Below are 20,102 nucleotides of genomic sequence, written 5' to 3'. Positions count from 1 at the left end.
GGGCCGTGCTCTCGGACGTGCCCCTCGACCTGCCCGTACGGCCGGTGCTGCCGGAACTGGTCGCGGCGCTGCGCGCGGCCGGCGCCGGGGTGCTGGTGGCCCCGCCGGGCACCGGCAAGACCACCCTCGCCCCGCTGGCCGTGGCCGACGAGGTGGCGGGCCGGGTGCTGGTCGCCCAGCCGCGCCGGGTGGCCACCCGGGCGGCGGCGCGCCGGATCGCCGCGCTGCTCGGCGAGCCCGTCGGCGAGCGGGTCGGGTACGCCGTGCGCGGCGAGCGCCGGTCCGGCCCGCGCACCCGGGTCGAGGTGGTCACCACCGGCCTGCTGGTCCGCCGCCTGCACCGCGACCCCGAGCTGGCCGGGGTGGGCGCGGTGCTGCTCGACGAATGCCACGAGCGGCACCTCGACGCCGACCTGGCGCTCGCCTTCACGGTGGAGGCCCGGGCCGCGCTCCGCCCCGACCTGTGGCTGCTGGCGATGTCGGCGACCCCCGAGGCGGACCGGTTCGCCGCGCTGCTCGGCGGCGGGGGCGGTGCCGCGCCGGTCGTCCGGGCCTCCTCGGCCCTGCACCCGGTGACGCGGGTCTGGACGCCGCCGCCCCGGCCGGTGGCCGCGCCCGGCGCCGGCCCGGTCGACCGGGGCCTGCTCGACCACGTCGCGGCGACGGTGCGGCAGGCGCTGCGCGAGCACGACGGGGACGTGCTGGTCTTCCTGCCCGGGGCCGGCGAGATCGCCGCCGTCGCGGGCCGGCTGGCCGACCTGCGCGACACGATCGCCGTGCTGCCGCTGCACGGCCGGCAGCGCGCCGCCGACCAGGACGCGGCGCTGCGGCCCGCCGACCGGCGGCGGGTGGTGCTGGCAACCTCGGTGGCGGAGAGCAGCCTCACGGTGCCGGGGGTCCGGGTGGTGGTGGACGCCGGGCTGTCCCGGGTGGCCCGGACGGACCTGGCCCGGGGCCTGGGCGCGCTGGTGACGGTGCCGGTGTCCCGGGCGGCGGCGACCCAGCGCGCCGGCCGGGCCGGCCGGGAGGCGCCCGGGCACGTCTACCGCTGCTGGTCGGCGGTCACGCACGAGCGGCTGGCCGCGCAACCGGAGCCGGAGATCGCCACCGCCGACCTGACCGGCTTCGCCCTGGAACTCGCCGCCTGGGGGTCGCCCGACGGCGCCGGGCTGGCCCTGCCGGACCCGCCGCCGGCAGCGGGGATGACGGTGGCCCGGGACGCCCTCGCCACCCTCGGCGCGGTCGACGCTCAGGGCCGGATCACCGACCGGGGCCGGGCGATCGCCGCCGTCGGGGCGCATCCCCGGCTGGCCCGGGCGCTGCTCGACGGGGCGGCCCGGGTGGGCGCGGACCGGGCGGCCGAGGTCGTGGCGCTGCTCGCGGAGGACTCCGTCGCCGGGCCGGGCGACGACCTGACCGCCGCGTGGCGCCGGCTGCGCGCGGGCGCGGACCCGGGCGCCACGGCCCGCTGGCGGGCGGAGGTACGCCGCCTGCGCGCCGCCCTGCCCCCGGCCCCATCGGGACCGGCGCCGGCGGCCGGAACCGGCCGGACCCGCCCGACCCGCCCCGACACGGCGACGGCCGGAGACACCGGCCGGGCGCGGCCGGCCGACGACCTCGGGCCGACCGGAAACCCCGGCCAGGACCACCTGACCGACGACCTCGCCGCCGGGCTGCTGGTCGGGCTGGCCCACCCCGAGCGGCTGGCCCGGGCACGGCGGCCGGGCGGCTCGGCGTACCTGATGAGCGGCGGAACCGCGGCGGAGCTGGCGCCCGGGTCGGGGCTGGCGGGCGCCGGATGGTTGGCGGTGGCGGTGGCGGACCGCGCCCCCGGCGCGCCGGCCGCCCGGGTGCGGCTGGCGACCCCGCTCGACGAGGCGACCGCCCGCGAGGCGGGCGGGCCGCTGCTGCGCGCCGAGCGGGAGGTCGGCTGGTCCGGCGAGGACGTGGTGGCGCGCGAGGTGGTGCGGCTGGGCGCCATCGAGCTGGCCGAACGGCCGGTCCGGCCCGGCGCGGAGGAGGTGGCGACGGCCCTGCTGACGGGCCTGCGTCGCACCGGCCTCGGGCTGCTGACCTGGACCCCAGCAGCGCGGGCGCTGCGCGAGCGGCTGGCGTTCTGCCGGCACGCGCTCGGCGGCGACTGGCCCGACGTGGGCGACGCGGCGCTGCTCGCCGACGCGCCGACCTGGCTCGGCCCGGAGCTGGCCGCCGCCCGCCGCCGGGCCGACCTGGCCCGGGTCGACGTGGCGGGCGCGCTGCGCCGGTTGCTGCCGTGGGCGCTGGCTGCCCGGCTCGACGAGGTGGCGCCGGAGCGGATCACCGTGCCGAGCGGCTCCCGGATCCGGCTCGACTACGCCGACCCGGCGGCGCCGGTGCTCGCCGTGAAGCTCCAGGAGACGTTCGGCTGGCGGGACGCGCCGCGGATCGCCGACGGCCGGGTGCCCGTGTTGCTGCACCTGCTCTCCCCGGCGGGGCGGCCGGTGGCGGTCACCGCCGACCTGGCGTCGTTCTGGCGCACCGGCTATCCGCAGGTGCGGGCGGAGCTGCGCGGCCGATACCCGCGCCACCCGTGGCCGGAGGACCCGACCACGGCCGTGCCCACCCGGCACGCCACCCCGCGCCGCCGCTGAGCCGGCCTACTCCTCCACCACGTCGGCGATGACCACCGTGATGTTGTCCGGCCCGCCGGCGCGCAGCGCCAGGTCGATCAGCCTGCGGGCGCACTCCGCGCGGTCCGGGTGCTCGGCGAGCACCTCGGCGAGCGTGTCCGGGCGGACCACGTTGGACAGGCCGTCGCTGCACAGCAGCCAGCGGTCGCCGGGCCAGGGCACCATCGTCGCGTACGCCGGGGAGACCTCGTCGCCCTGCAAAGCCTGGGTGACCACGGCCCGGCGGGGGTGGCTGCTGGCCTGGTCGGGGGTGATCACCCCCTGGTCGACGAGCATCTGCACGAACGTGTCGTCCCGGGTGATCTGCTTGAGCACCCCTTCCCGGAACAGGTAGGCACGGGAGTCGCCGACGTGGGCGAGGGCCAGGCAGCTGCCCGTCCGGGCGAAGAGCAGGGCGGTCAGGGTGGTGCCCATGCCCTGCCGCTCCGGGTCCTCGGCGACCGCCTGGCGGATCCGCGTGGTGGCCAGCTCGATGCCGCTCTGCAGCGCGGCCACCAGCGCGTCCTCCGGGGTCTCCACGTCCAGCGGAGCGACCGCCTCGATGGCGATCGCGCTGGCCAGGTCGCCGGCCGCCATCCCGCCCATGCCGTCGGCGACGGCGACGAGCCAGGGGCCGGCGTGCAGGGCGTCCTGGTTCCCACTGCGGATCAGCCCACGGTCGCTCGTTCCCACGGAACGCAGCTTCAGGGTCATGGGTGGCAGCCTGCCAGGCCGAGGGCGCAGTTGTCTCTAGGAGATCAGCACCTCGGCGCGTCGCGCGGCGAATCTCACTGTCGCGCGCCGCCGCACGACGAGATGCCACCACGTCCCGGACGCCGGCGCCGATATCGGTGGACCGGGTGCGGGGCGTACGAGATGGTGGCCGGCATGGACGACGCGGAGCGGCGGGTGTGGGGGCGGCTGCCGGGCGGCGCGCGCGCCGCGCTGGCCCGCCTGGCCCCGGCGGACCTGCGCACGCTGCTGCTGGCGGTCGCCCGGGACCGGGCCGCGGCGGCACGCCCGGCGGACCTGGTCCGCCGCTGGCGGACGGACGCGACGCACGACCGCGGCAGCAATCGACGCCCACCGCTGTAGCACGATGCCCACCATGACCGAGCAGCGGAGCCTCGCCCTGCGTCCCGGCGGCCCCGCCGACGCGCCCGCCGTGCTGCGGCTGCTCGACGACGCGACCGCCTGGCTGGTGGCGCGGGGGCGCACCGGCCAGTGGGGCACCGAGCCGGCGTCGACCGATCCGCGGCGGATCGCGCAGGCCGACGCCTGGGCGGCGGGTGGCGGGCTGTGGCTGGCGACGCTCGGCGACCGGCCGGTCGGGGCGCTGGTGGTGGGCGCGGCGACGGACTACGTGCCGCCCGCCACCGAGCCCGAGTTGTACGTCAACCTGCTGGTCACCGACAGGGCACACAGCGGTTCGGGGATCGGCGGCCGGCTTCTCGCCCATGCCGCGGAGCTGGCCCGGGGGCACGGGCTCAGCCTGCTCCGGGTCGACTGCTACGCGGGCGGGGACGGCGCGCTGGTCCGCTGGTACGAGCGGCAGGGCTTCACCCCCACCGAACCGTTCACGGTCGAGCGTCCGGGCCGCGACCCGTGGCCCGGCCAGGTCCTCGCCCGCCGCCTGCCCTGACTCCGGGCGGGCTCAGCCGATCTCCTCGTCCACGAAGCACCAGCGCCAGGTCTCCCCGGGCTGGATCGACCGCATGACCGGGTGCGCGGTGGCGGCGAAGTGTGCCGAGGCGTGCTGGTGCGGCGACGAGTCGCAGCAGCCGACGTGCCCGCAGGTGAGGCAGGACCGCAGGTGCACCCAGTACTCGTTGCCGATGGCCACGCACTCCGGGCAGACGTCGGTGGTCTCCGGCACGGCGGTACCCGCCCCGGTCAGGTGCTGACAACTCACTCCACGACCTCCCGCCGTAGCAGCGACTCTTCCAGGTCCAGCTCCCGGTAGGCGCGCACCAGCACCTCCTCGGGGATGCGGCCGGAGTCCCGGGCTTCCCGGAACACCTCCCGCTCTGCGTCGATCATCTCCTGCCGCAGCCGCCCGTACGCCTGGGATGGCGTCTCCCGCGCGGTGCCGCCGAGGCGCTCCCAGGCCAGGTTGGTGCGCTCGTCCAGCGCCCGCCGCAGCCGCTCCACCACGGGCGCGGGGGCGGTGTCGGCGAGCGCGTCGAGGCGCTCCCGTGCCGCGCGGCTGGCCTGCTGCTGCACGCCCGCGGCCGAGAGCGCGTCCTGCACCGGGTCGTCGGGCGGCAGCTGCATCCGGCGAGCCACCAGCGGCAGGGTGGCGCCCTGGCCGACCAGGGTCACCACGATCACCGCGAAGGCCAGCCAGATGAACAGGGCGCGCGGGTAGGACCGGCCGTCGGCGAGGGTGAGCGGCAGGGCGAGGGCGGCGGCCAGGGTGACCACGCCGCGCATGCCGGCCCATCCGAGCACGATCGGGTAGCGCGGTGACGGCGGGGACTCCCGGCGACGGATCCTGGGCACCAGCCGGGCCAGGTAGGTGGCCGGGAAGAGCCAGACGAACCGGGTCAGGAAGACGGTGAGCAGCACCGCCGCGGTGATCGCGACCAGGAATCCGGCCGGCTCGTCGAGTTCCCGCAGCACCTCCGGCAGTTGGAGGCCGACCAGTAGGAAGACCAGGCCCTCCAGCAGGAACCGGGTCAACCGCCAGAACGCCCCGACCTGGAGTCGGGACGCGGCCGACATCAGCCGGGGCAGCCGGTGCCCGAGCGCCAGTCCCGTGACCACCACCGCGACCACCGCGGAGGCGTGGATCTCCTCGGCGGCGAAGGCGACCGCGAACGGGATGATCAGCGACAGCGCGTTGTCCAGCAGCGGGTCGGTGATGTGCCGGTGCAGGAAGCCGAAGACGACCGCGCCGACCACGCCGACCACGATGCCGCCGCCGGTGGCCGTGACGACCTCCACGGCCACCTCCGTGACGCCGACGGCGGCACCGATGCTGGCCAGGGTGGCGACCCGCAGCAGCACCAGCGCCGTCGCGTCGTTGAGCAGGCTCTCCCCCTCCAGGATCGTCACGACCCGTCGGGGCAGCCCGATGCGCCGGGCCACCGCGGTGGCCGCGACCGCGTCGGGCGGTGCCACCACCGCGCCGAGGGCCAGGCAGACCGCGAACGGCACCGCCGGCAGCAGCAGATGCACGACGAGGCCGACCGCGAACGCGGTGAACAGCACCAGCCCGACGGCGAGCAGCAGGATCGGCCGCAGGTTGAGCCGGAACGCCGGTACCGAGGTCTCGAGCGCGGCGACGTAGAGCAGGGGCGGCAGGATGCCCACGAGCACCAGTTCGGGGTCGAGCCGCACCTGCGGGAAGCCCGGCACGAAGGCGAGGGCGAGGCCGAGCACCACGAGCAGGATCGGCGCGAGCAGCCCGAGCTTCCGGGCCAGCGCCGCACCCAGCGTCGCGATCGCGAGGAAGACGACGACGTCGAACAGGGCTTCCATGGGTACGAGCCTAGGTGCCCGCTCCGCTCACCCGACGCCGCGCAGCTTCGGCAGCACCTCGCCCCGAACGTGTCGATGAAGGCCCGCTGCTCCTGCCCGACGTGGTGCAGGGCGATCTGGTCGAAGCCGAGGTCCAGGTACTCCTCCAGCCAGCCGACGTGCCGACCCGGGTCGGCGGAGACGTTGACGACCTCGCGGACCCGCTCCATCGGCACCTGCGCCGAGACCACGTCGAAGTGCTCCGCCGTGTCCAGGTCCCAGCAGACCGGCGGCGCGAAGACGTTGCTGCGCCACTGGTCGTACGCGAGCCGCTCGGCCTCGGCCTGCTCCCGCGCCCAGCTCACGTGCACCTGCAGGTGCAGCGGCCCGCGCCCGCCGGCACCCCGGTACGCCTCGATCATCTGCCGCAGGTGCGCGGTCGGCGCGTTCACGGTGATCAGCCCGTCCGCCCACTCGGCGCACCAGCGGGCGGTGGCCACGCTGACCGCCGCGCCGATCAGCGCCGGCGGCTGCTCCGGCCGGGTCCACAGCTTCGCCCGGTCGACCCGGACCAGGCCGTCGTGGCTGACCTCCTCGCCGGCCAGCAGCGCGCGGATCACGTCCACGCACTCCCGCAGCCGCGCGTTGCGGACGTCCTTGCGCGGCCAGCCGTCGCCGGTGATGTGCTCGTTGCTCGCCTCGCCGGTGCCCAACGCGGCCCAGAACCGGCCCGGGTACATCGCCGCGAGGGTGCCGATCGCCTGCGCGATGATCGCCGGGTGGTAGCGCTGGCCGGGCGCGTTGACCACGCCGAAGGGCAGGTTGGTGGCCTGGAGGGCCGCGCCGAGCCAGGACCAGGCGAAGCCGGACTGGCCCTGCCGCTCGCTCCAGGGCGAGAAGTGGTCCGAGGACATGGCGGCGTCGAAGCCGGCCCGCTCGGCGTGGACCACCGCGTCCAGCAGGGAGCGGGGATGGATCTGCTCGTGGGACGCGTGGAAGCCGAACACCGTCATGGCGTCACTCCGTACCCATGACGGTGTCCGGCTAAAGCTGCCCGGCGGCGCTCGGCACCGCTACTCGGCGTGCGCGCCCGCGCCGGCCGTGGCGGCCCCCTCGCCCACCCAGACGGTCTTGGTGTTGCAGAACTCGCGCATGCCCAGCGCGGAGAGCTCCCGGCCGTAGCCGGAGTTCTTCACCCCGCCGAAGGGCAGTTCCGGGTAGGACGTGGTCATCCCGTTGACGAACACGTTGCCGGCGTCCAGGTCGGTGGCGAAGCGCTCCTGCTCTTCTGGGTCGCGGGTCCAGGCGTTCGACCCGAGTCCGAAGGCGGTGCCGTTGGCCACCTCGATCGCCTCGTCGTACGACGACACGCGGTAGAGGCCGGCGACGGGCCCGAAGACCTCCTCGGACCACATCCGCATCTCCGGCCTCAGGTCGGTCACCACGGTCGGCGGGTAGAACCAGCCAGGGCCGGCGGGCGGCTCGCCGCCGCAGAGCACCGTGGCGCCCTTGTCGACCGCGTCCCGCACCTGGGCGTGGATCTCGTCGCGCCCGCCCTCGCTGGCCAGCGGGCCGACGTCGGTGTCGGGGTCCATCGGGTCCCCGACCCGCAGGGCCGACATGTGCGCGGCGAACTTCTCGGCGAAGGCGTCGAACACGTCGGCGTGCACGATGAACCGCTTGGCGGCGATGCAGGACTGGCCGTTGTTCTGGCAGCGGGCGGTGGTCGCCACCTCGGCGGCCCGGTCGAGGTCCGCCGAGGGCATCACCACGAACGGGTCGCTCCCGCCCAACTCCAGCACCGTCTTCTTCAGCTCCCGGCCGGCGATCTGGGCGATCGAGCGGCCGGCGCCCTCGCTGCCGGTCAGCGTCGCCGCGCGTACGCGGGGGTCGCTGAGCACCCGGTCGACCTCGGCCGAGCCGACCAGCAGCGTGGTGAACGCCCCCTCCGGGAAGCCGGCACGGCGGAAGAGGTCCTCCAGCAGCAGCGCGGTCTGCGGCACGTTGGAGGCGTGCTTGAGCAGGCCGGTGTTGCCGGCCATCAGCGCCGGCGCGGCGAAGCGCATCACCTGCCAGAGCGGGAAGTTCCAGGGCATCACCGCGAGCACCGGCCCGATCGGCTGGTAGCGGACGAACGCCCGGGTGGCCTTGACCGCCGCCGCGTCGGCGGGCTCGTCGGCGAGGAACTCGGCGGCCTTCGCCGCGTAGAAGCGGCAGGCGGTGGCGCACTTGGTGACCTCGGCCCTGGCCGCCGCGTACGTCTTGCCCATCTCGGTGGTCATGAGCCGGGCGGTCTCGTCGCGTTCGGCCTCCAGCAGGTCGGCCGCCGCGGTCAGCCACCGCTCGCGCTGCGCGATCGTGGTGCCCCGCAGCTGGCGGTACGCCAGGTCGGCGCGCTCGATGGCGGCGTCGATCTGCTCGGCCGACATCGGGTCGTAGCTCTTGAGCACCTGTCCGGTGGCGGGGTTGGTGGTCGCGATGGGCATCTCGTACTCCTGTCACTCGAAGAGTGAGTGGCGGGCGCCCGGCTCCTCCCGGCGGCGGGCGGCACGGCGGCGCTGGATGATGATCAGGTCGACCACGGCGACCACCGCGAAGACCACGCAGAGGACCCCCAGCCACACCAGGTCGGCGCGGAACGCCAGCACCGCGAACACGGCCATGGTGACCAGCCCGAACCCGGCGAGCAGGAGCCGCATGTTGAGCGCGCTGTAGGCGTGGCCGACCGTGCCACGGGCGCGCCGGGGCTGCGATCTCGTCATTGCACGGACCTACCCCCGATCGGCCGGCTTAACCCGCTCGGCGGCCACCCCGGCCCCGCCGCGGGCCGCGTGGGCCGCGTCACGCCGCCGGTAAGGTGCGTTACACCCGTGCGCCATGAGCCGCCGGATCCCGCCGCGGCCGGGGAGGATGGTCGGCATGACCATGACCCACGCCCTGCCGGTGACCGTCGCCGTCGCGCGGCGCACCGATCCCGCCCGGACCAGCGAGATGGTGGCCTGGATGCGGGCCGGCACGGCGCTGGCCGAGGCGTTCCCGGGATTCCTCGGTTCCGGCTGGGTACGCACCGCGCCCGGCTCCGGCGAGTGGCACATCATCTACCGCTTCGCCGACCACGAGACGCTGCGCCGGTGGGAGGAGTCGCCGCAGCGGCACTGGTGGCTGTCCTCGGCGCAGGGCATCGTGGAGCACACCCGGGTGGAGCGGCGCACCGGGATCGAGGGCTGGTTCGACCCGCCGCGGGAGCACGTCGTCGAGACGGTGCCGGTCAGCGCCGATCCCGCCGTGCCGCCGCCGTCCCCGCCGCGCTGGAAGCAGGCCGTGACGATCTGGTTGGCGTTCTTCCCGCTCAGCCTCACCGCGACGCTGCTGACCAGCCGGCTCCTCCCCGACGTGCCGCTGGCCGCCCGGGTGCTGCTGATGACCCTCACGCTGACCCCGCTGATGACCTACCTGGTGCTGCCCCGGATCACGGCGTCCCTGCACTGGTGGCTGCACGGGCAGCGTCCGCCGTGGCGCCCGGCCCGCTGACGCCCCGTCGCCCACCTCAGGCGGCTGCCATTAGCAGGTCGAGGCGCGGCGGAACAGGGCTGTGCCGCATAGCCGACAGCAGCGGGTGACCACACCCCGACCCGCGCGTACAGTTACCGCGCTGTTGCTCTCCGCTGCGGGACTGGGGAAGAGATGCCTCGACGCTGGGTCGCCGCCGTCGCCTGCCTGCTGGCACTGGTCGCCCTCGCCTGCGAGGGCGGCGGGGGCTCCGGCTCCCGCCCGCCGCGCGAGACGCCGTCGCCGGGCGCGCCCGGCGGCATCGCGGCGCTCGGCGACTCGATCAGCACCGGCTTCGGCTCCTGCCTGGTGCTGACCTCGTGCCAGCGCAACTCGTGGTCCACCGGGGACGGGCTGCGCGTGGACAGCCTCTACCGCCGGCTGCTCGACCGCACCCCCGCCATCCGCGGCCGGGCCTACAACCACGCCCGCCCCGGAGCGCGCGCGGCGTCGCTGGAGGGACAGGCCCAGCAGGCGGTACGCGACCGCGTCGACCACGTGACCGTGCTGATCGGGGCCAACGACGTGTGCCGGGGCGGCATCGAGGCGATGACGCCCGTGACGCGGTTCCGCGCGGAGGTGGACCGGGGCCTGCGGGTGCTGCGGCAGGGCCGGCCGAAGGCGCGGGTGCTGGTGGTGAGCATCCCGGACCTGTACCGACTCTGGGAGGTCGGGCACACCGACGCCCGGGCGGTCCGGGCCTGGAAGCGGGGCATCTGCCCGGCGCTGCTGGCCGACCCGGCCTCGACGGACCCGCTGGACCGGGCCCGCCGGGCGGCCGTCCGGGAGCGGATCGACGACTACAACGCCCAGCTCGCCGCCGCCTGCAAGGCGTACGGCTCACGCTGCCGCTACGACGGCGGGGCGGTGCACCGGGTGCGGTTCGACCTGGACCTCGTCAACCCGCTGGACTGGTTCCACCCCAACGCCGCCGGCCAGGACCGCCTGGCCGACGTGGCCTGGCGCGCCTCGGGCCTCGCCTCCTGACCGACCCAAACTGGCCATCGCCGGCACGGACCGCCATCGCCAGCACAGACAGGTCGTCGCCGGCACGGACTGGTCGCCGCCGGCACGGACTGGTCGTCGCCGGCACGGACCGGCCGGGAAGCCGGCGCGGACGGAGAGCCGACCCGGGGGATCAGGGTCGGCGGGGTTCGGGGACGGCGAGGGTGCCGTAGTGGCGGTAGAGGGCGCGGGAACGCACGGCCAGGTCCTTGGTGGCCGACGAGTTCGCCCAGGTGCCGAGGATGATCGCCGCCCCGGGCACCACCTTGGCGAAGAGCCGCTTCGCCGCGCGCACCCCGGCCATCTGGGCCAGGCGTACGCCCAGGCGCAGCATCACCCTGCCGAGCGGGTTCTGCCCACCGCTGCCGAACAGGGCACCGGCGCGCTCCCGCCCGGCGGCCACCCCGAGCGCGAGCCGGGCGCTCTCGGCCACCTTGTGCACCTTCTGCAGCACGAGCAGGTCGGTGGCCCGGTCGGGGTGCCGTGGGTCGACGCCGTACGCGGCGGCGACGTGCAGCACCATCCGGGCCTGGGTCCAGGCCAGCACGCCCACGTCGATCACGGCACCGGGCAGCCCGGCCGCCCCGGAGACGGCACCGGAGAGCCGGGCGTGGTTGACGAACTTGCGTACGGCCTGCTCCGCCAGGGCCTCGACGGAGACCCCGGGCTGCTCGGCCCGGGCCCGCGCGGCCCATTGCGCCGCCTCCGGCCCCAGCCGGCGCACGGCCTCCAGGGCGAGGTGCTCCGGGGCGTACTGCGGATCCTCCCGCATCCGGTCCCAGAGCTTGAGCGGCGGCGCCTCCGGGACCTCCTGCGGAGGCGCCGGCACCACCGCCGGCGGCTGGGGCGCTCCCGCGGCGGGCTGGGTGGGCTGGCCGTCGGCGGGCGCGGAATCGGTCACGGGTTCTCCCGGGGGTCGGAGAGGTCGTCGGGGGTCAGCGGCGGTTCTGGAGCTTGGCCGCGAGGCCCTTCAGCTTCTGCTGGGTGCCGGGCTTGGCCAGCTCGCGCCGGCCACGGTCGATCAGTTGCTGGCCCTTCGGCGAGCGCAGGAAGGTGCTGATCCGCTGCATCAGAGACATGTCGTCCTCCTGTCGGTGGTGCCTCTTCCATGTGTACCCCGGACCGACAACATCCGTACCCCGGACACCCGGAACGCAACCGTCCACTGTGGTCGGTGGAAGACTACTGGCCGGCCTCCAGGATCGCCTCGACGACCTCCGTGGCCCGCCACTCGTGCTTGGCGTAGTGCTCCGGGTAGGCCGAGATCTGCACCGCCTGGGCGGCGTCGGTCAGCCGCATCTGCTGCCAGCCGGGCACCTGCGCCAACGCGGCGAGGAACTGCCGGGTGGCGAACTCCGGATCCATCAGCTGCCCCACCTCGCCCCACCCGCTGCTGGAGCGCTGCTGGAACAGCCCGACCGAGTCGTGGTCCCAACCGATGCCCTGGTGGGGGTAGTTCTGGGACTCGGGGAGCACCCCGCTGGCGACGTTGTAGAGGTTGCTCTCCTGCATCGCGGTGGCGACCGCGATGACGAACGCGCGCCGGGGCATGTCCATCTTCCGCCCCGTCCGCACGATCACCTCAGCGTTCTCCATCTGGGCGTTGTCGAGACCGGCCACGGGGGCGGGGTCGACGGGCTTGCGCTTGGTCTTCTTCGGGGCAGGGGTGGCGGTGTCCGGGTCGGCGGCGGGGGTGGGGCTGGCGGGGGTGGCGGCGGGGGCGCGTTCCAGGCCGCGGGAGGCAGCGTCCGCCTCGGCGCGCTCGGCTAGCGCGGAGGGGGCGGCGACGGGGGCCGGGTCGGCGGCGGAGTCGTCCCGGGCGCCCTGGGCGACGGCGGTCAGGCCGAGGCAGCACAGCACGCCGGCGGCGAGGGCGGCCCGGGCCCGGGCCGGCGCGGGCAGCAGCTTCCGGGCGTACGTCGCGGCGGAACGGAGCCCAGTCGGCCGATCGTGCAAGGGGGTATCGTCCGAACGGTCGATCGGGTCACCGGGGGTGATCTGACTATCGAGGGTGCGGTCGTCACGCATCAGCCGAGGCTAGGCAGACCCAAACTCCGATCACCCCGGGTGATCTCGTGGCATTTTTCACGAAAGCACCCCCACCCGCAGGACGGCCCGGCCGTTCCGGGGCGAGCCGGGGGCGCACCTCGCGTAGCGGGCAGACCTCGCGACGGCGCCCGCGCGCCCCCTGGCCGCACGGAAGGGGGACGAAGCGTCGACGCCGAGTGCATGATCCCCCAGTTCACCCTTTCGGCCGATAGGCTGGTCCGCCTCACGGTCATCGCTCGGCGTCCGACGGTGGAGTTGCGGGGATACGCCCTGATTGCTGATCACGCGGCGGCCCCCCGGGAGCCGCCGGCAGGAATGCACGAGGATGGCGGGTACGTTCCCCGAGCGGGTGCCGTCCCCGCGCGGCGACCCGTACGCACGACCCAGGGAGGTCCGCACCGGTGCTCGACCCACACGAGCTCTACGAACTCATCGACGAGCTGCCCGACCTCGGTCAGCCCGTCCTGATCCAGGCCCTCACCGGGTTCGTCGACGCCGGCAGCGCCACCCGCCTGGCCAGGGAGCAGCTGCTCACCTCGCTGGACGCCCGCCCGATCGCCCGGTTCGACGTCGACCAGCTCTTCGACTACCGCTCGCGCCGGCCGGTGATGACCTTCGTCGAGGACCACTGGGAGTCGTACGACGCCCCGGCGTTGGAGCTGCACGTGCTGCGCGACGACGACGAGACGCCCTTCCTGCTGCTCACCGGCCCGGAGCCGGACCTGCAGTGGGAGCGCTTCGTGTCCGCCGTCGGCGCGCTCACCGCGCGGCTGGACGTCCGGCTCACCGTGGGGCTCAACGCGATCCCGATGGCCGTGCCGCACACCCGCCCCGCCGGGGTGACCGCGCACGCCACCCGGCGCGAGCTGATCGCCGGCTACGAGCCGTGGCTGCAGCGGGTGCAGGTGCCGGGCAGCGTCGGGCACCTGCTGGAGTTCCGCCTCGGCGAGCTGGGCCGCGACGCCCTGGGCTTCGCCGCCCACGTGCCGCACTACGTGGCGCAGACCGAGTACCCGGCCGCCGCCGAGGTGCTGCTCGCCTCGGTGTCCCGCAGCACCGGGTTGCTGCTGCCCCGCGACGGGCTGCGCTCGGCCGCCGAGGTGGTCCGGCTGGAGATCGACCGGCAGGTCGCGCAGACCGACGAGGCCGCCCAGCTGGTGCAGGCCCTCGAGGAGCAGTACGACGCGTTCGCGCGCGGCCGGGGCGAGCGGAGCCTGCTCGCCAAGGAGACGGGGCCGCTGCCGACCGCCGACGAGCTGGGCGCCGAGCTGGAGCGGTTCCTGGCCGAGCAGACCCGCCCGGGCGACACCCCGAACACCTGACGGGCCGCCGGCGCGACACCCCGGGAGCTGACGCGGCGGCGCGGGCGCGGATGGGGCAGGCTGGACCCATGCGCCTGGCGACCTGGAACGTGAACTCGGTGAAGGCCCGCCTGCCCCGGCTGCTGGAGTGGCTGGCCGGCACCGGGCCGGACGTCGTCTGCCTGCAGGAGACGAAGTGCCCGGACGGGGCCTTCCCGGTGGCCGAGGTCGGCGAGCTGGGCTACCGCGTGGCCAGCCACAGCGACGGCCGGTGGAACGGGGTGGCGATCCTGTCCCGGGTCGGCCTGACCGACGTGGTGGTGGGGTTCCCGGGCGAGCCGGGGTTCCCCGAGCCGGAGGCCCGGGCCATCTCCGCGACCTGCGACGGGTTGCGGGTCTGGTCGGTGTACGTGCCGAACGGCCGCACGCCGGACGACCCGCACTACGTATACAAGTTGTCCTGGTTCGCGGCGCTGCGGGACGCCCTGGAGACGGAGTTGGCGAGCGGGGTGCCGCTGGCCGTCTGCGGTGACTTCAACGTCGCCCCGACCGACGCCGACGTCTGGGACCCGGCGGTGTTCACCCACTCCACGCACGTCACCCCGGCCGAGCGGGCGGCCCTCGCGGAGCTGCGCGACCTCGGGCTCTCCGACGTGGTGCCCACCCCGATGAAGGGCCCCCACCCGTTCACCTACTGGGACTACCGGGCGGGCATGTTCCACCAGAACAAGGGCATGCGGATCGACCTCGTGTACGCCTCGGCGCCGTTCACGCGGGCGGTCCGCTCGGCGTACGTGGACCGGGAGGCCCGCAAGGGCAAGGGCCCGTCCGACCACGCCCCGATCGTGGTGGACGCCGACCTGGTTCCGGCGGTCGAGTCGTTCTGAGCCCCGACGGCGTGACTAGGGTGGAGCCATGGCAGTCGTGAAGATCAACGCGATCGACGTCCCTCCCGGCGCGGGCGAGGAGTTGGAGAAGCGGTTCGCCGCCCGGGCCGGCGCCGTGGAGAACTCCCCCGGGTTCCTCGGCTTCGAGCTGCTCCGCCCGGTCGCCGGGGAGAACCGCTACTTCGTCTACACCCGGTGGGAGAGCGAGGAGGCCTACCAGGCGTGGGCCGCCGGCCCCTCCCGCGCCGCCCACGCCGGCACGGGCGAGCGGCGCCCGCCGGTCGCCTCGGGCGCCAGCCTCCTGGAATTCGAGGTCGTCCAGCAGGTCCCGCCCCGACCCTGACCCGTCCCGGATGGGTCAGGCGGGGCGGGAGGAGAGCAGGGTGGCGAAGGCGATGATGTTGTCGGCGTAGCCCGTGCGGCCGCCGAGCCAGTCGCCGCCGCAGGTGATGAGGCGCAGACCCGGCGGACCCTCGTCGCCGTAGACCCGCTCCGCCGGCAGCCGCTCCTTCGGGAAGTGCTCCACCGAGTCGACCCGGAACACCACGACCGAGCGGTCCGCCCGGGTCACCTCGACCGTGTCGCCCGGGCGCAGCCTGTGCAGGTCGTAGAAGACCGACGGGCCGCTCTTGGTGTCCACGTGCCCCACGATGACCGCCGGGCCCGGCTCGCCCGGGGTCGGGCCCCGGTCGTACCAGCCGGTCTCGTCGGCCCGGTCGAGCGGCGGCACGGCGATCGAGCCGTCCCGGGCCTCGCCCACGGGCGCCACCGGCGCGGCCACCTCGATCGAGGGGATCGACAGGCGTACGGGCCGGCTGGCCGACAGGGCGCCGCTCTCGCCGCGGGCCGGACGCGACTCCCCCGCGCCGGCGGCCCAGTCGAACGGCCCGGCCGTCCGCCCCAGCCCCGCCCCGGTGGCGAAGACCCCGACCAGCACCAGCACCACGGCCAGCGGCACCGACCAGGGGCGGCGTCCGGGCGGCGGACGCCGGCGGGCCGCTGCGGCGGGCGGCTGCGGGGCGGGCGAGGTGGCCATGGGCGGGCTCAGCGTCGGGCGGCGCCACGGACGGAGCGCGGGCGGCGCGCCGCGACCACCGCGAGGACGATGCCGGCCACGGTCAGCGCGAGACCACCGGGAAGCAGCAGCCCGGTGAACCCGCCGGCGCCTCCGCCGAAGCCCGTCGCCGGGCCGCGACTGGGCTTCACCGCCTTGACCACCTGGAGCATGGTCGAGGCGGTCTCCCCGTCGGGGCACTCCAGCTTGACCCGGTAGTTGCCGGGCCGGGTGCGCTCGCGCACCATCGGCGCGGCGGTGAGCAGCCCGCGCTGCGGCTGCACCTGCACCCGGCCGAAGGCGTCCGAGACCACGATCGCGGGGATCGAGTTGTCATTGCAACTGGCCCGGATGCCGACGAGGAAGCCCGGCTGCACGGTGCTCGGGCTGACCTCGACGAAGACGGCGGGCTCCGGCGGCTTCGGCTGCGGCGGGCCCCCCGGCGCGGGCTCCGCCCGCAATCCGGCAACGGGGCGGCCGGCGACGACGGGAAGGCCGGTGGCAGCGGGATGGCCAGCGGCAACGGGGCGGCCGGTGACAGCGGGGAGGGCGGTGGTCGGCGGGGCGGCCCCGGCCGGCAAGGCCGCGAGCAACGGGCCGGCGAGCGCGGTCGCGATCGTCAGCGCCAGACCGCCGCGGTGCACTGACACGACGCCCCCTCCCGGCGCGTTGAGGCAGTGCCGGGCAACACCAGGAGCCCGGTCTGCCGTACGGGATGGATCCTCTCATCCCCGGGCGAACATCACATCCGATCCGGCGCGGTCGTCGCGTACGCTCGGGTCGTTGTGACCTCCATCGACTCTCCCGCCGCCGCGCCCGCGGCGCCCGCCGCCCGGACGATCCGCACCTTCCATCCGCGCCGCGGCCGGATGAGCAGCCGCCAGACGGAGGCGTTGGACCGGCTCTGGCCGGTCCACGGCCTGCTCGTCCCGGACGAGCCCGGCACGCCGGTGGACCTGGCCGGCCTGTTCGGCCGTCGGGCCCCGGTGGTGGTGGAGATCGGGTCCGGGATGGGCGACACCACCGCCGCGATGGCCGCCGCCGACCCGGATCGAGACTATCTGGCGGTCGAGGTGCACACGCCCGGAATCGCCAACCTGCTGGACCTGGTGGACCGGCGCGGCCTGCGCAACGTGCGGGTGGCGCAGGGCGACGCGCTGGACCTGGTGACGGGCCTGCCGGCGGCGTCGCTGGACGCGGTGCACGTCTTCTTCCCGGACCCGTGGCCCAAGTCGCGGCACCACAAGCGGCGGATCATCCAGCCGGCCCACGTCGCGCTGCTGCGCTCCCGGCTGGCGCCCGGCGGCACTCTGCACTGCGCCACCGACTGGGCCGAGTACGCCGAGGCGATGCGGGAGACCCTGGACGCCGACCCGGGGCTGGTCAACGCGCACGACGGCTTCGCTCCCCGCCCGCCGCACCGCCCGGTCACCAAGTTCGAGCGCCGGGCCCTGACGGCCGGCCGCCCGATCTTCGACCTGATCTACCGCCGAAGCTGAAAGGAGGGGTCCCCTGCTAACGGATTCTGTTGTAGAAGGGGCCCTTCCTAACACCATCGCCGCCCACGCCGGTTGGCGCGCAGGGGCATGATCCAGGCACCATGGGACCCGCTATGACGCTCACCGCCGCGCTGCCGACCAGCGCCGACCCCGACACCCTCTTCGACGCGTTCGCCGGCTGGGCGAAGGAGCGCGGCCTCGACCTCTACCCCCACCAGGAGGAGGCGGTCATCGAGATCGTCTCCGGCGCCAACGTGATCATGAATACGCCGACCGGTTCCGGCAAGAGCCTGGTGGCGATCGCGGCGCACTTCGCGGCCCTGGCCGACGACCGTACGACCTTCTACACCGCCCCGATCAAGGCTCTGGTGTCGGAGAAGTTCTTCGCCCTCTGCGAGGTCTTCGGCGCCGACAACGTCGGCATGCTGACCGGCGACGCCAGCGTCAACGCCGACGCCCCGATCATCTGCTGCACCGCCGAGATCCTGGCCAACCTGGCGCTGCGCGAGGGCGACCGGGCCGACGTCGGCCAGGTGATCATGGACGAGTTCCACTTCTACGCCGAGCCGGACCGCGGCTGGGCGTGGCAGGTGCCGCTGATCGAGCTGCCGCAGGCCCAGTTCGTCCTCATGTCGGCCACGCTCGGCGACACCACCCGCTTCGTCGACGACCTGACCCGGCGCACCGGCCGGCCCACCGCCGTCGTCCGCTCGGCCGAGCGGCCGGTCCCGCTCCTCTTCTCGTACGCGATGACGCCGCTGCACGAGACACTGGAGGAGCTGCTGGAGACGAAGCAGGCGCCGGTCTACGTCGTGCACTTCACCCAGGCCGCCGCCCTGGAACGCGCCCAGGCCCTGATGAGCGTGAACGTCTGCACCCGGGCCGAGAAGGACATGATCGCCCAGGCCATCGGGAACTTCCGGTTCACCTCCGGCTTCGGCAAGACCCTGTCCCGGCTGGTCCGGCACGGCATCGGCGTGCACCACGCCGGCATGCTGCCCAAGTACCGCCGGCTGGTGGAGACCCTCGCCCAGGCCGGCCTACTCAAGGTCATCTGCGGCACGGACACCCTCGGCGTCGGGATCAACGTGCCGATCCGCACCGTGCTGTTCACCGGCCTGTCCAAGTACGACGGCGTACGCACCCGGCTGCTCAAGGCCCGCGAGTTCCACCAGATCGCCGGGCGGGCCGGTCGGGCCGGCTTCGACACCATCGGCCGGGTGGTGGTGCAGGCCCCGGAGCACGTCATCGACAACGAGAAGGCCCTGGCCAAGGCCGGCGACGACCCGAAGAAGCGGCGCAAGGTGGTGCGCAAGAAGCCGCCGGAGGGGTCGATCGGCTGGGGCAAGCCCACCTTCGAGCGCCTGGTCGAGGCCGAGCCCGAGCCGCTGACGTCCAGCTTCCAGGTCAGCCACTCGATGCTGCTCAACGTGATCGGCCGCCCCGGCGACGCGTTCGCGGCGATGCGGCACCTGCTCACCGACAACCACGAGGACCGGGCCGCCCAGCGCCGGCACATCCGGCGCGCCATCGCGATCTACCGGGCGCTGCGCGCCGGCGGGGTGGTCGAGCAGTTCGACGAGCCGGACGAGACCGGCCGGCGGGTCCGTCTCACCGTCGACCTCCAGCTCGACTTCGCCCTCAACCAGCCGCTGTCGCCGCTGGCCCTCGCGGCGATCGAGCTGCTCGACGTCGAGTCCCCCGCGTACGCCCTCGACGTCCTCTCGGTGATCGAGTCGATCCTCGACGACCCGCGCCAGGTGCTCTCCGCGCAGCAGTTCAAGGCGCGCGGCGAGGCGGTCGCCGCGATGAAGGCCGAGGGGATCGAGTACGAGGCCCGGCTCGAGCTGCTCGACGAGGTGACCTGGCCCAAGCCCCTCGCGGAGCTGCTGGGGTCGGCGTACGAGATGTACCGGCAGGGCCACCCGTGGGTGGCCGACCACCAGCTCTCCCCCAAGTCCGTGGTCCGGGACATGTACGAGCGGGCGATGACCTTCACGGAGTACGTCCAGTTCTACGGGCTGTCCCGCTCCGAGGGCCTCGTGCTGCGATACCTCGCGGACGCCTACAAGACGCTGCGGCAGACCGTGCCCGAGGACGCGAAGACCGAGGAGCTGGTCGACCTCATCGAGTGGCTCGGTGAGCTGGTCCGCCAGGTCGACTCGAGCCTGATCGACGAGTGGGAGCGGCTGCGCAACCCCGCCGACGCCGCCGAGGCGGCCGAGGCGCTGGACGACCGCGTCCCGGCGGTCACCCGCAACGCCCGCGCCTTCCGGGTGCTGGTGCGCAACGCCCTGTTCCGCCGGGTCGAGCTGGCCGCGCTGCGCCGCTGGTACGACCTCGGCGAGCTGGACGGCGCGTCGGGCTGGGACGCGGACGCCTGGGCCGACGCGCTGGAGCCGTACTTCGAGGCGTACGACTCGATCGGGGTGGGGCCGGACGCGCGCGGGCCGGCGCTGCTCATGATCGAGCAGGGCCGGGAGAAGTGGACGGTCCGGCAGATCCTGGACGACCCGGAGGGCGACCACGACTGGGGCATCAGCGCCGAGGTCGACCTCGCCGCCTCCGACGAGGCCGGCGCCGCGGTCGTCCGGGTCACCTCCGTCGGTCAGCTCTAGTTTCTTGCCCGGGAAGGGCCGTCCAGGATG

At 74.9% G+C, this 20,102-nt stretch carries 20 protein-coding genes and 1 pseudogene; 10 read left to right on the top strand and 11 right to left on the bottom strand.

Annotated features, from left to right (window positions below; translation table 11 throughout):
• The first annotated feature begins 5 nt into the window (after positions 1-5).
• Entirely contained in the window at positions 6-2,630 is a 2,625-nt protein-coding gene (locus tag ACGF5C_RS20280; protein ID WP_393303825.1) for an ATP-dependent RNA helicase, read from the top strand.
• Between the two features lie 6 nt (positions 2,631-2,636).
• Here the strand turns inward: ACGF5C_RS20280 and ACGF5C_RS20275 are convergent, their stop codons facing one another.
• A complete protein-coding gene (locus tag ACGF5C_RS20275) occupies positions 2,637-3,362 on the bottom strand; it encodes a PP2C family protein-serine/threonine phosphatase (protein WP_393303689.1) in 726 nt (241 codons plus the stop codon).
• Between the two features lie 174 nt (positions 3,363-3,536).
• On the opposite strand from ACGF5C_RS20275, the gene ACGF5C_RS20270 reads away from it, so the two are divergent.
• A complete protein-coding gene (locus ACGF5C_RS20270; protein WP_393303687.1) occupies positions 3,537-3,743 on the top strand; it encodes a hypothetical protein in 207 nt (68 codons plus the stop codon).
• A gap of 13 nt (positions 3,744-3,756) precedes the next feature.
• The gene (locus tag ACGF5C_RS20265; RefSeq protein ID WP_393303685.1) at positions 3,757-4,290 is read left to right on the top strand and encodes a GNAT family N-acetyltransferase; all 534 of its coding nucleotides are present in this window, start codon (positions 3,757-3,759) and stop codon (positions 4,288-4,290) included.
• Between the two features lie 12 nt (positions 4,291-4,302).
• On the opposite strand, the gene ACGF5C_RS20260 is transcribed toward ACGF5C_RS20265, so the two are convergent.
• The 5 genes and pseudogenes from ACGF5C_RS20260 to ACGF5C_RS20240 form a co-directional block, all read right to left on the bottom strand.
• Positions 4,303-4,560, bottom strand: a complete 258-nt coding sequence (locus ACGF5C_RS20260; protein ID WP_393303683.1) for a UBP-type zinc finger domain-containing protein — start codon at positions 4,558-4,560, stop codon at positions 4,303-4,305.
• Entirely contained in the window at positions 4,557-6,131 is a 1,575-nt protein-coding gene (locus ACGF5C_RS20255) for a Na+/H+ antiporter (protein WP_393303681.1), read from the bottom strand. The genes ACGF5C_RS20260 and ACGF5C_RS20255 overlap by 4 nt, the downstream gene beginning before the upstream one ends.
• Before the next feature lie 27 nt (positions 6,132-6,158).
• A pseudogene (locus ACGF5C_RS20250) lies at positions 6,159-7,123 on the bottom strand (TIGR03885 family FMN-dependent LLM class oxidoreductase).
• Positions 7,124-7,183: 60 nt separating this feature from the next.
• A complete protein-coding gene (locus ACGF5C_RS20245) occupies positions 7,184-8,596 on the bottom strand; it encodes an NADP-dependent succinic semialdehyde dehydrogenase (RefSeq protein ID WP_393303679.1) in 1,413 nt (470 codons plus the stop codon).
• Between the two features lie 12 nt (positions 8,597-8,608).
• Entirely contained in the window at positions 8,609-8,872 is a 264-nt protein-coding gene (locus ACGF5C_RS20240) for a DUF6343 family protein (protein ID WP_350682876.1), read from the bottom strand.
• 157 nt (positions 8,873-9,029) lie between these two features.
• On the opposite strand from ACGF5C_RS20240, the gene ACGF5C_RS20235 reads away from it, so the two are divergent.
• Together ACGF5C_RS20235 and ACGF5C_RS20230 are read left to right on the top strand one after the other, a co-directional pair.
• On the top strand, positions 9,030-9,641 hold the full coding sequence (locus ACGF5C_RS20235) for an antibiotic biosynthesis monooxygenase (RefSeq protein WP_393303677.1): 612 nt from the start codon (positions 9,030-9,032) through the stop codon (positions 9,639-9,641).
• Positions 9,642-9,794: 153 nt separating this feature from the next.
• Positions 9,795-10,646: a GDSL-type esterase/lipase family protein gene (locus ACGF5C_RS20230; protein WP_393303675.1), complete on the top strand. Its 852-nt coding sequence runs from the start codon at positions 9,795-9,797 to the stop codon at positions 10,644-10,646.
• Positions 10,647-10,797: 151 nt separating this feature from the next.
• On the opposite strand, the gene ACGF5C_RS20225 is transcribed toward ACGF5C_RS20230, so the two are convergent.
• The 3 genes from ACGF5C_RS20225 to ACGF5C_RS20215 all read right to left on the bottom strand — a co-directional run bounded on the left by ACGF5C_RS20225 (position 10,798) and on the right by ACGF5C_RS20215 (position 12,692).
• Positions 10,798-11,565, bottom strand: a complete 768-nt coding sequence (locus tag ACGF5C_RS20225; RefSeq protein WP_393303673.1) for an EcsC family protein — start codon at positions 11,563-11,565, stop codon at positions 10,798-10,800.
• Positions 11,566-11,599: 34 nt separating this feature from the next.
• The gene (locus ACGF5C_RS20220) at positions 11,600-11,743 is read right to left on the bottom strand and encodes a hypothetical protein (RefSeq protein WP_350706387.1); all 144 of its coding nucleotides are present in this window, start codon (positions 11,741-11,743) and stop codon (positions 11,600-11,602) included.
• A gap of 103 nt (positions 11,744-11,846) precedes the next feature.
• The gene (locus tag ACGF5C_RS20215; protein WP_393303671.1) at positions 11,847-12,692 is read right to left on the bottom strand and encodes a peptidase M23; all 846 of its coding nucleotides are present in this window, start codon (positions 12,690-12,692) and stop codon (positions 11,847-11,849) included.
• A gap of 422 nt (positions 12,693-13,114) precedes the next feature.
• On the opposite strand from ACGF5C_RS20215, the gene ACGF5C_RS20210 reads away from it, so the two are divergent.
• The 3 genes from ACGF5C_RS20210 (at position 13,115) to ACGF5C_RS20200 (ending at position 15,244) form a co-directional block, all read left to right on the top strand.
• Entirely contained in the window at positions 13,115-14,035 is a 921-nt protein-coding gene (locus ACGF5C_RS20210) for a proteasome assembly chaperone family protein (RefSeq protein WP_393303669.1), read from the top strand.
• A gap of 68 nt (positions 14,036-14,103) precedes the next feature.
• Positions 14,104-14,901 carry an exodeoxyribonuclease III gene (locus ACGF5C_RS20205; RefSeq protein ID WP_393303667.1) on the top strand — a complete coding sequence of 266 codons (798 nt, stop codon included), beginning with the start codon at positions 14,104-14,106 and terminating at the stop codon, positions 14,899-14,901.
• A gap of 28 nt (positions 14,902-14,929) precedes the next feature.
• Complete coding sequence (locus ACGF5C_RS20200) at positions 14,930-15,244, top strand: antibiotic biosynthesis monooxygenase (RefSeq protein WP_357452010.1); 315 nt, start codon at positions 14,930-14,932, stop codon at positions 15,242-15,244.
• Positions 15,245-15,259: 15 nt separating this feature from the next.
• Here the strand turns inward: ACGF5C_RS20200 and ACGF5C_RS20195 are convergent, their stop codons facing one another.
• Both ACGF5C_RS20195 and ACGF5C_RS20190 read right to left on the bottom strand, forming a co-directional pair.
• On the bottom strand, positions 15,260-15,937 hold the full coding sequence (locus ACGF5C_RS20195) for a class F sortase (RefSeq protein WP_357697604.1): 678 nt from the start codon (positions 15,935-15,937) through the stop codon (positions 15,260-15,262).
• An 8-nt stretch (positions 15,938-15,945) separates the two neighbouring features.
• Entirely contained in the window at positions 15,946-16,599 is a 654-nt protein-coding gene (locus ACGF5C_RS20190; RefSeq protein ID WP_393303823.1) for a hypothetical protein, read from the bottom strand.
• A 225-nt stretch (positions 16,600-16,824) separates the two neighbouring features.
• Between ACGF5C_RS20190 and trmB the strand changes: the two genes are divergently transcribed.
• Both trmB and ACGF5C_RS20180 read left to right on the top strand, forming a co-directional pair.
• On the top strand, positions 16,825-17,454 hold the full coding sequence (trmB, locus tag ACGF5C_RS20185) for a tRNA (guanosine(46)-N7)-methyltransferase TrmB (RefSeq protein ID WP_393303821.1): 630 nt from the start codon (positions 16,825-16,827) through the stop codon (positions 17,452-17,454).
• Positions 17,455-17,567: 113 nt separating this feature from the next.
• The gene (locus ACGF5C_RS20180) at positions 17,568-20,072 is read left to right on the top strand and encodes a DEAD/DEAH box helicase (RefSeq protein WP_393303665.1); all 2,505 of its coding nucleotides are present in this window, start codon (positions 17,568-17,570) and stop codon (positions 20,070-20,072) included.
• Positions 20,073-20,102: the final 30 nt, after the last annotated feature.

Origin of the sequence: Micromonospora sp. NPDC047620 (assembly GCF_043205005.1) — a bacterium.
Lineage (GTDB): Bacteria > Actinomycetota > Actinomycetes > Mycobacteriales > Micromonosporaceae > Micromonospora.
Note: the sequence above shows the minus strand (reverse complement) of the source record. Positions and strands in the feature narration are given on the sequence as shown.

Excerpts from the sequence above, each read along its gene's own strand:
- ACGF5C_RS20275 (WP_393303689.1), bottom strand. The coding sequence starts at position 3,362 with ATGACCCTGAAGCTGCGTTCCGTGGGAACGAGCGACCGTGGGCTGATC.
- ACGF5C_RS20270 (WP_393303687.1), top strand. The coding sequence starts at position 3,537 with ATGGACGACGCGGAGCGGCGGGTGTGGGGGCGGCTGCCGGGCGGCGCG.
- ACGF5C_RS20265 (WP_393303685.1), top strand. The coding sequence starts at position 3,757 with ATGACCGAGCAGCGGAGCCTCGCCCTGCGTCCCGGCGGCCCCGCCGAC.
- ACGF5C_RS20255 (WP_393303681.1), bottom strand. The coding sequence starts at position 6,131 with ATGGAAGCCCTGTTCGACGTCGTCGTCTTCCTCGCGATCGCGACGCTG.
- ACGF5C_RS20245 (WP_393303679.1), bottom strand. The coding sequence starts at position 8,596 with ATGCCCATCGCGACCACCAACCCCGCCACCGGACAGGTGCTCAAGAGC.
- ACGF5C_RS20240 (WP_350682876.1), bottom strand. The coding sequence starts at position 8,872 with ATGACGAGATCGCAGCCCCGGCGCGCCCGTGGCACGGTCGGCCACGCC.
- ACGF5C_RS20235 (WP_393303677.1), top strand. The coding sequence starts at position 9,030 with ATGACCATGACCCACGCCCTGCCGGTGACCGTCGCCGTCGCGCGGCGC.
- ACGF5C_RS20230 (WP_393303675.1), top strand. The coding sequence starts at position 9,795 with ATGCCTCGACGCTGGGTCGCCGCCGTCGCCTGCCTGCTGGCACTGGTC.
- ACGF5C_RS20220 (WP_350706387.1), bottom strand. The coding sequence starts at position 11,743 with ATGTCTCTGATGCAGCGGATCAGCACCTTCCTGCGCTCGCCGAAGGGC.
- ACGF5C_RS20215 (WP_393303671.1), bottom strand. The coding sequence starts at position 12,692 with ATGCGTGACGACCGCACCCTCGATAGTCAGATCACCCCCGGTGACCCG.
- ACGF5C_RS20205 (WP_393303667.1), top strand. The coding sequence starts at position 14,104 with ATGCGCCTGGCGACCTGGAACGTGAACTCGGTGAAGGCCCGCCTGCCC.
- ACGF5C_RS20200 (WP_357452010.1), top strand. The coding sequence starts at position 14,930 with ATGGCAGTCGTGAAGATCAACGCGATCGACGTCCCTCCCGGCGCGGGC.
- ACGF5C_RS20195 (WP_357697604.1), bottom strand. The coding sequence starts at position 15,937 with ATGGCCACCTCGCCCGCCCCGCAGCCGCCCGCCGCAGCGGCCCGCCGG.
- trmB (WP_393303821.1), top strand. The coding sequence starts at position 16,825 with ATGAGCAGCCGCCAGACGGAGGCGTTGGACCGGCTCTGGCCGGTCCAC.
- ACGF5C_RS20180 (WP_393303665.1), top strand. The coding sequence starts at position 17,568 with ATGACGCTCACCGCCGCGCTGCCGACCAGCGCCGACCCCGACACCCTC.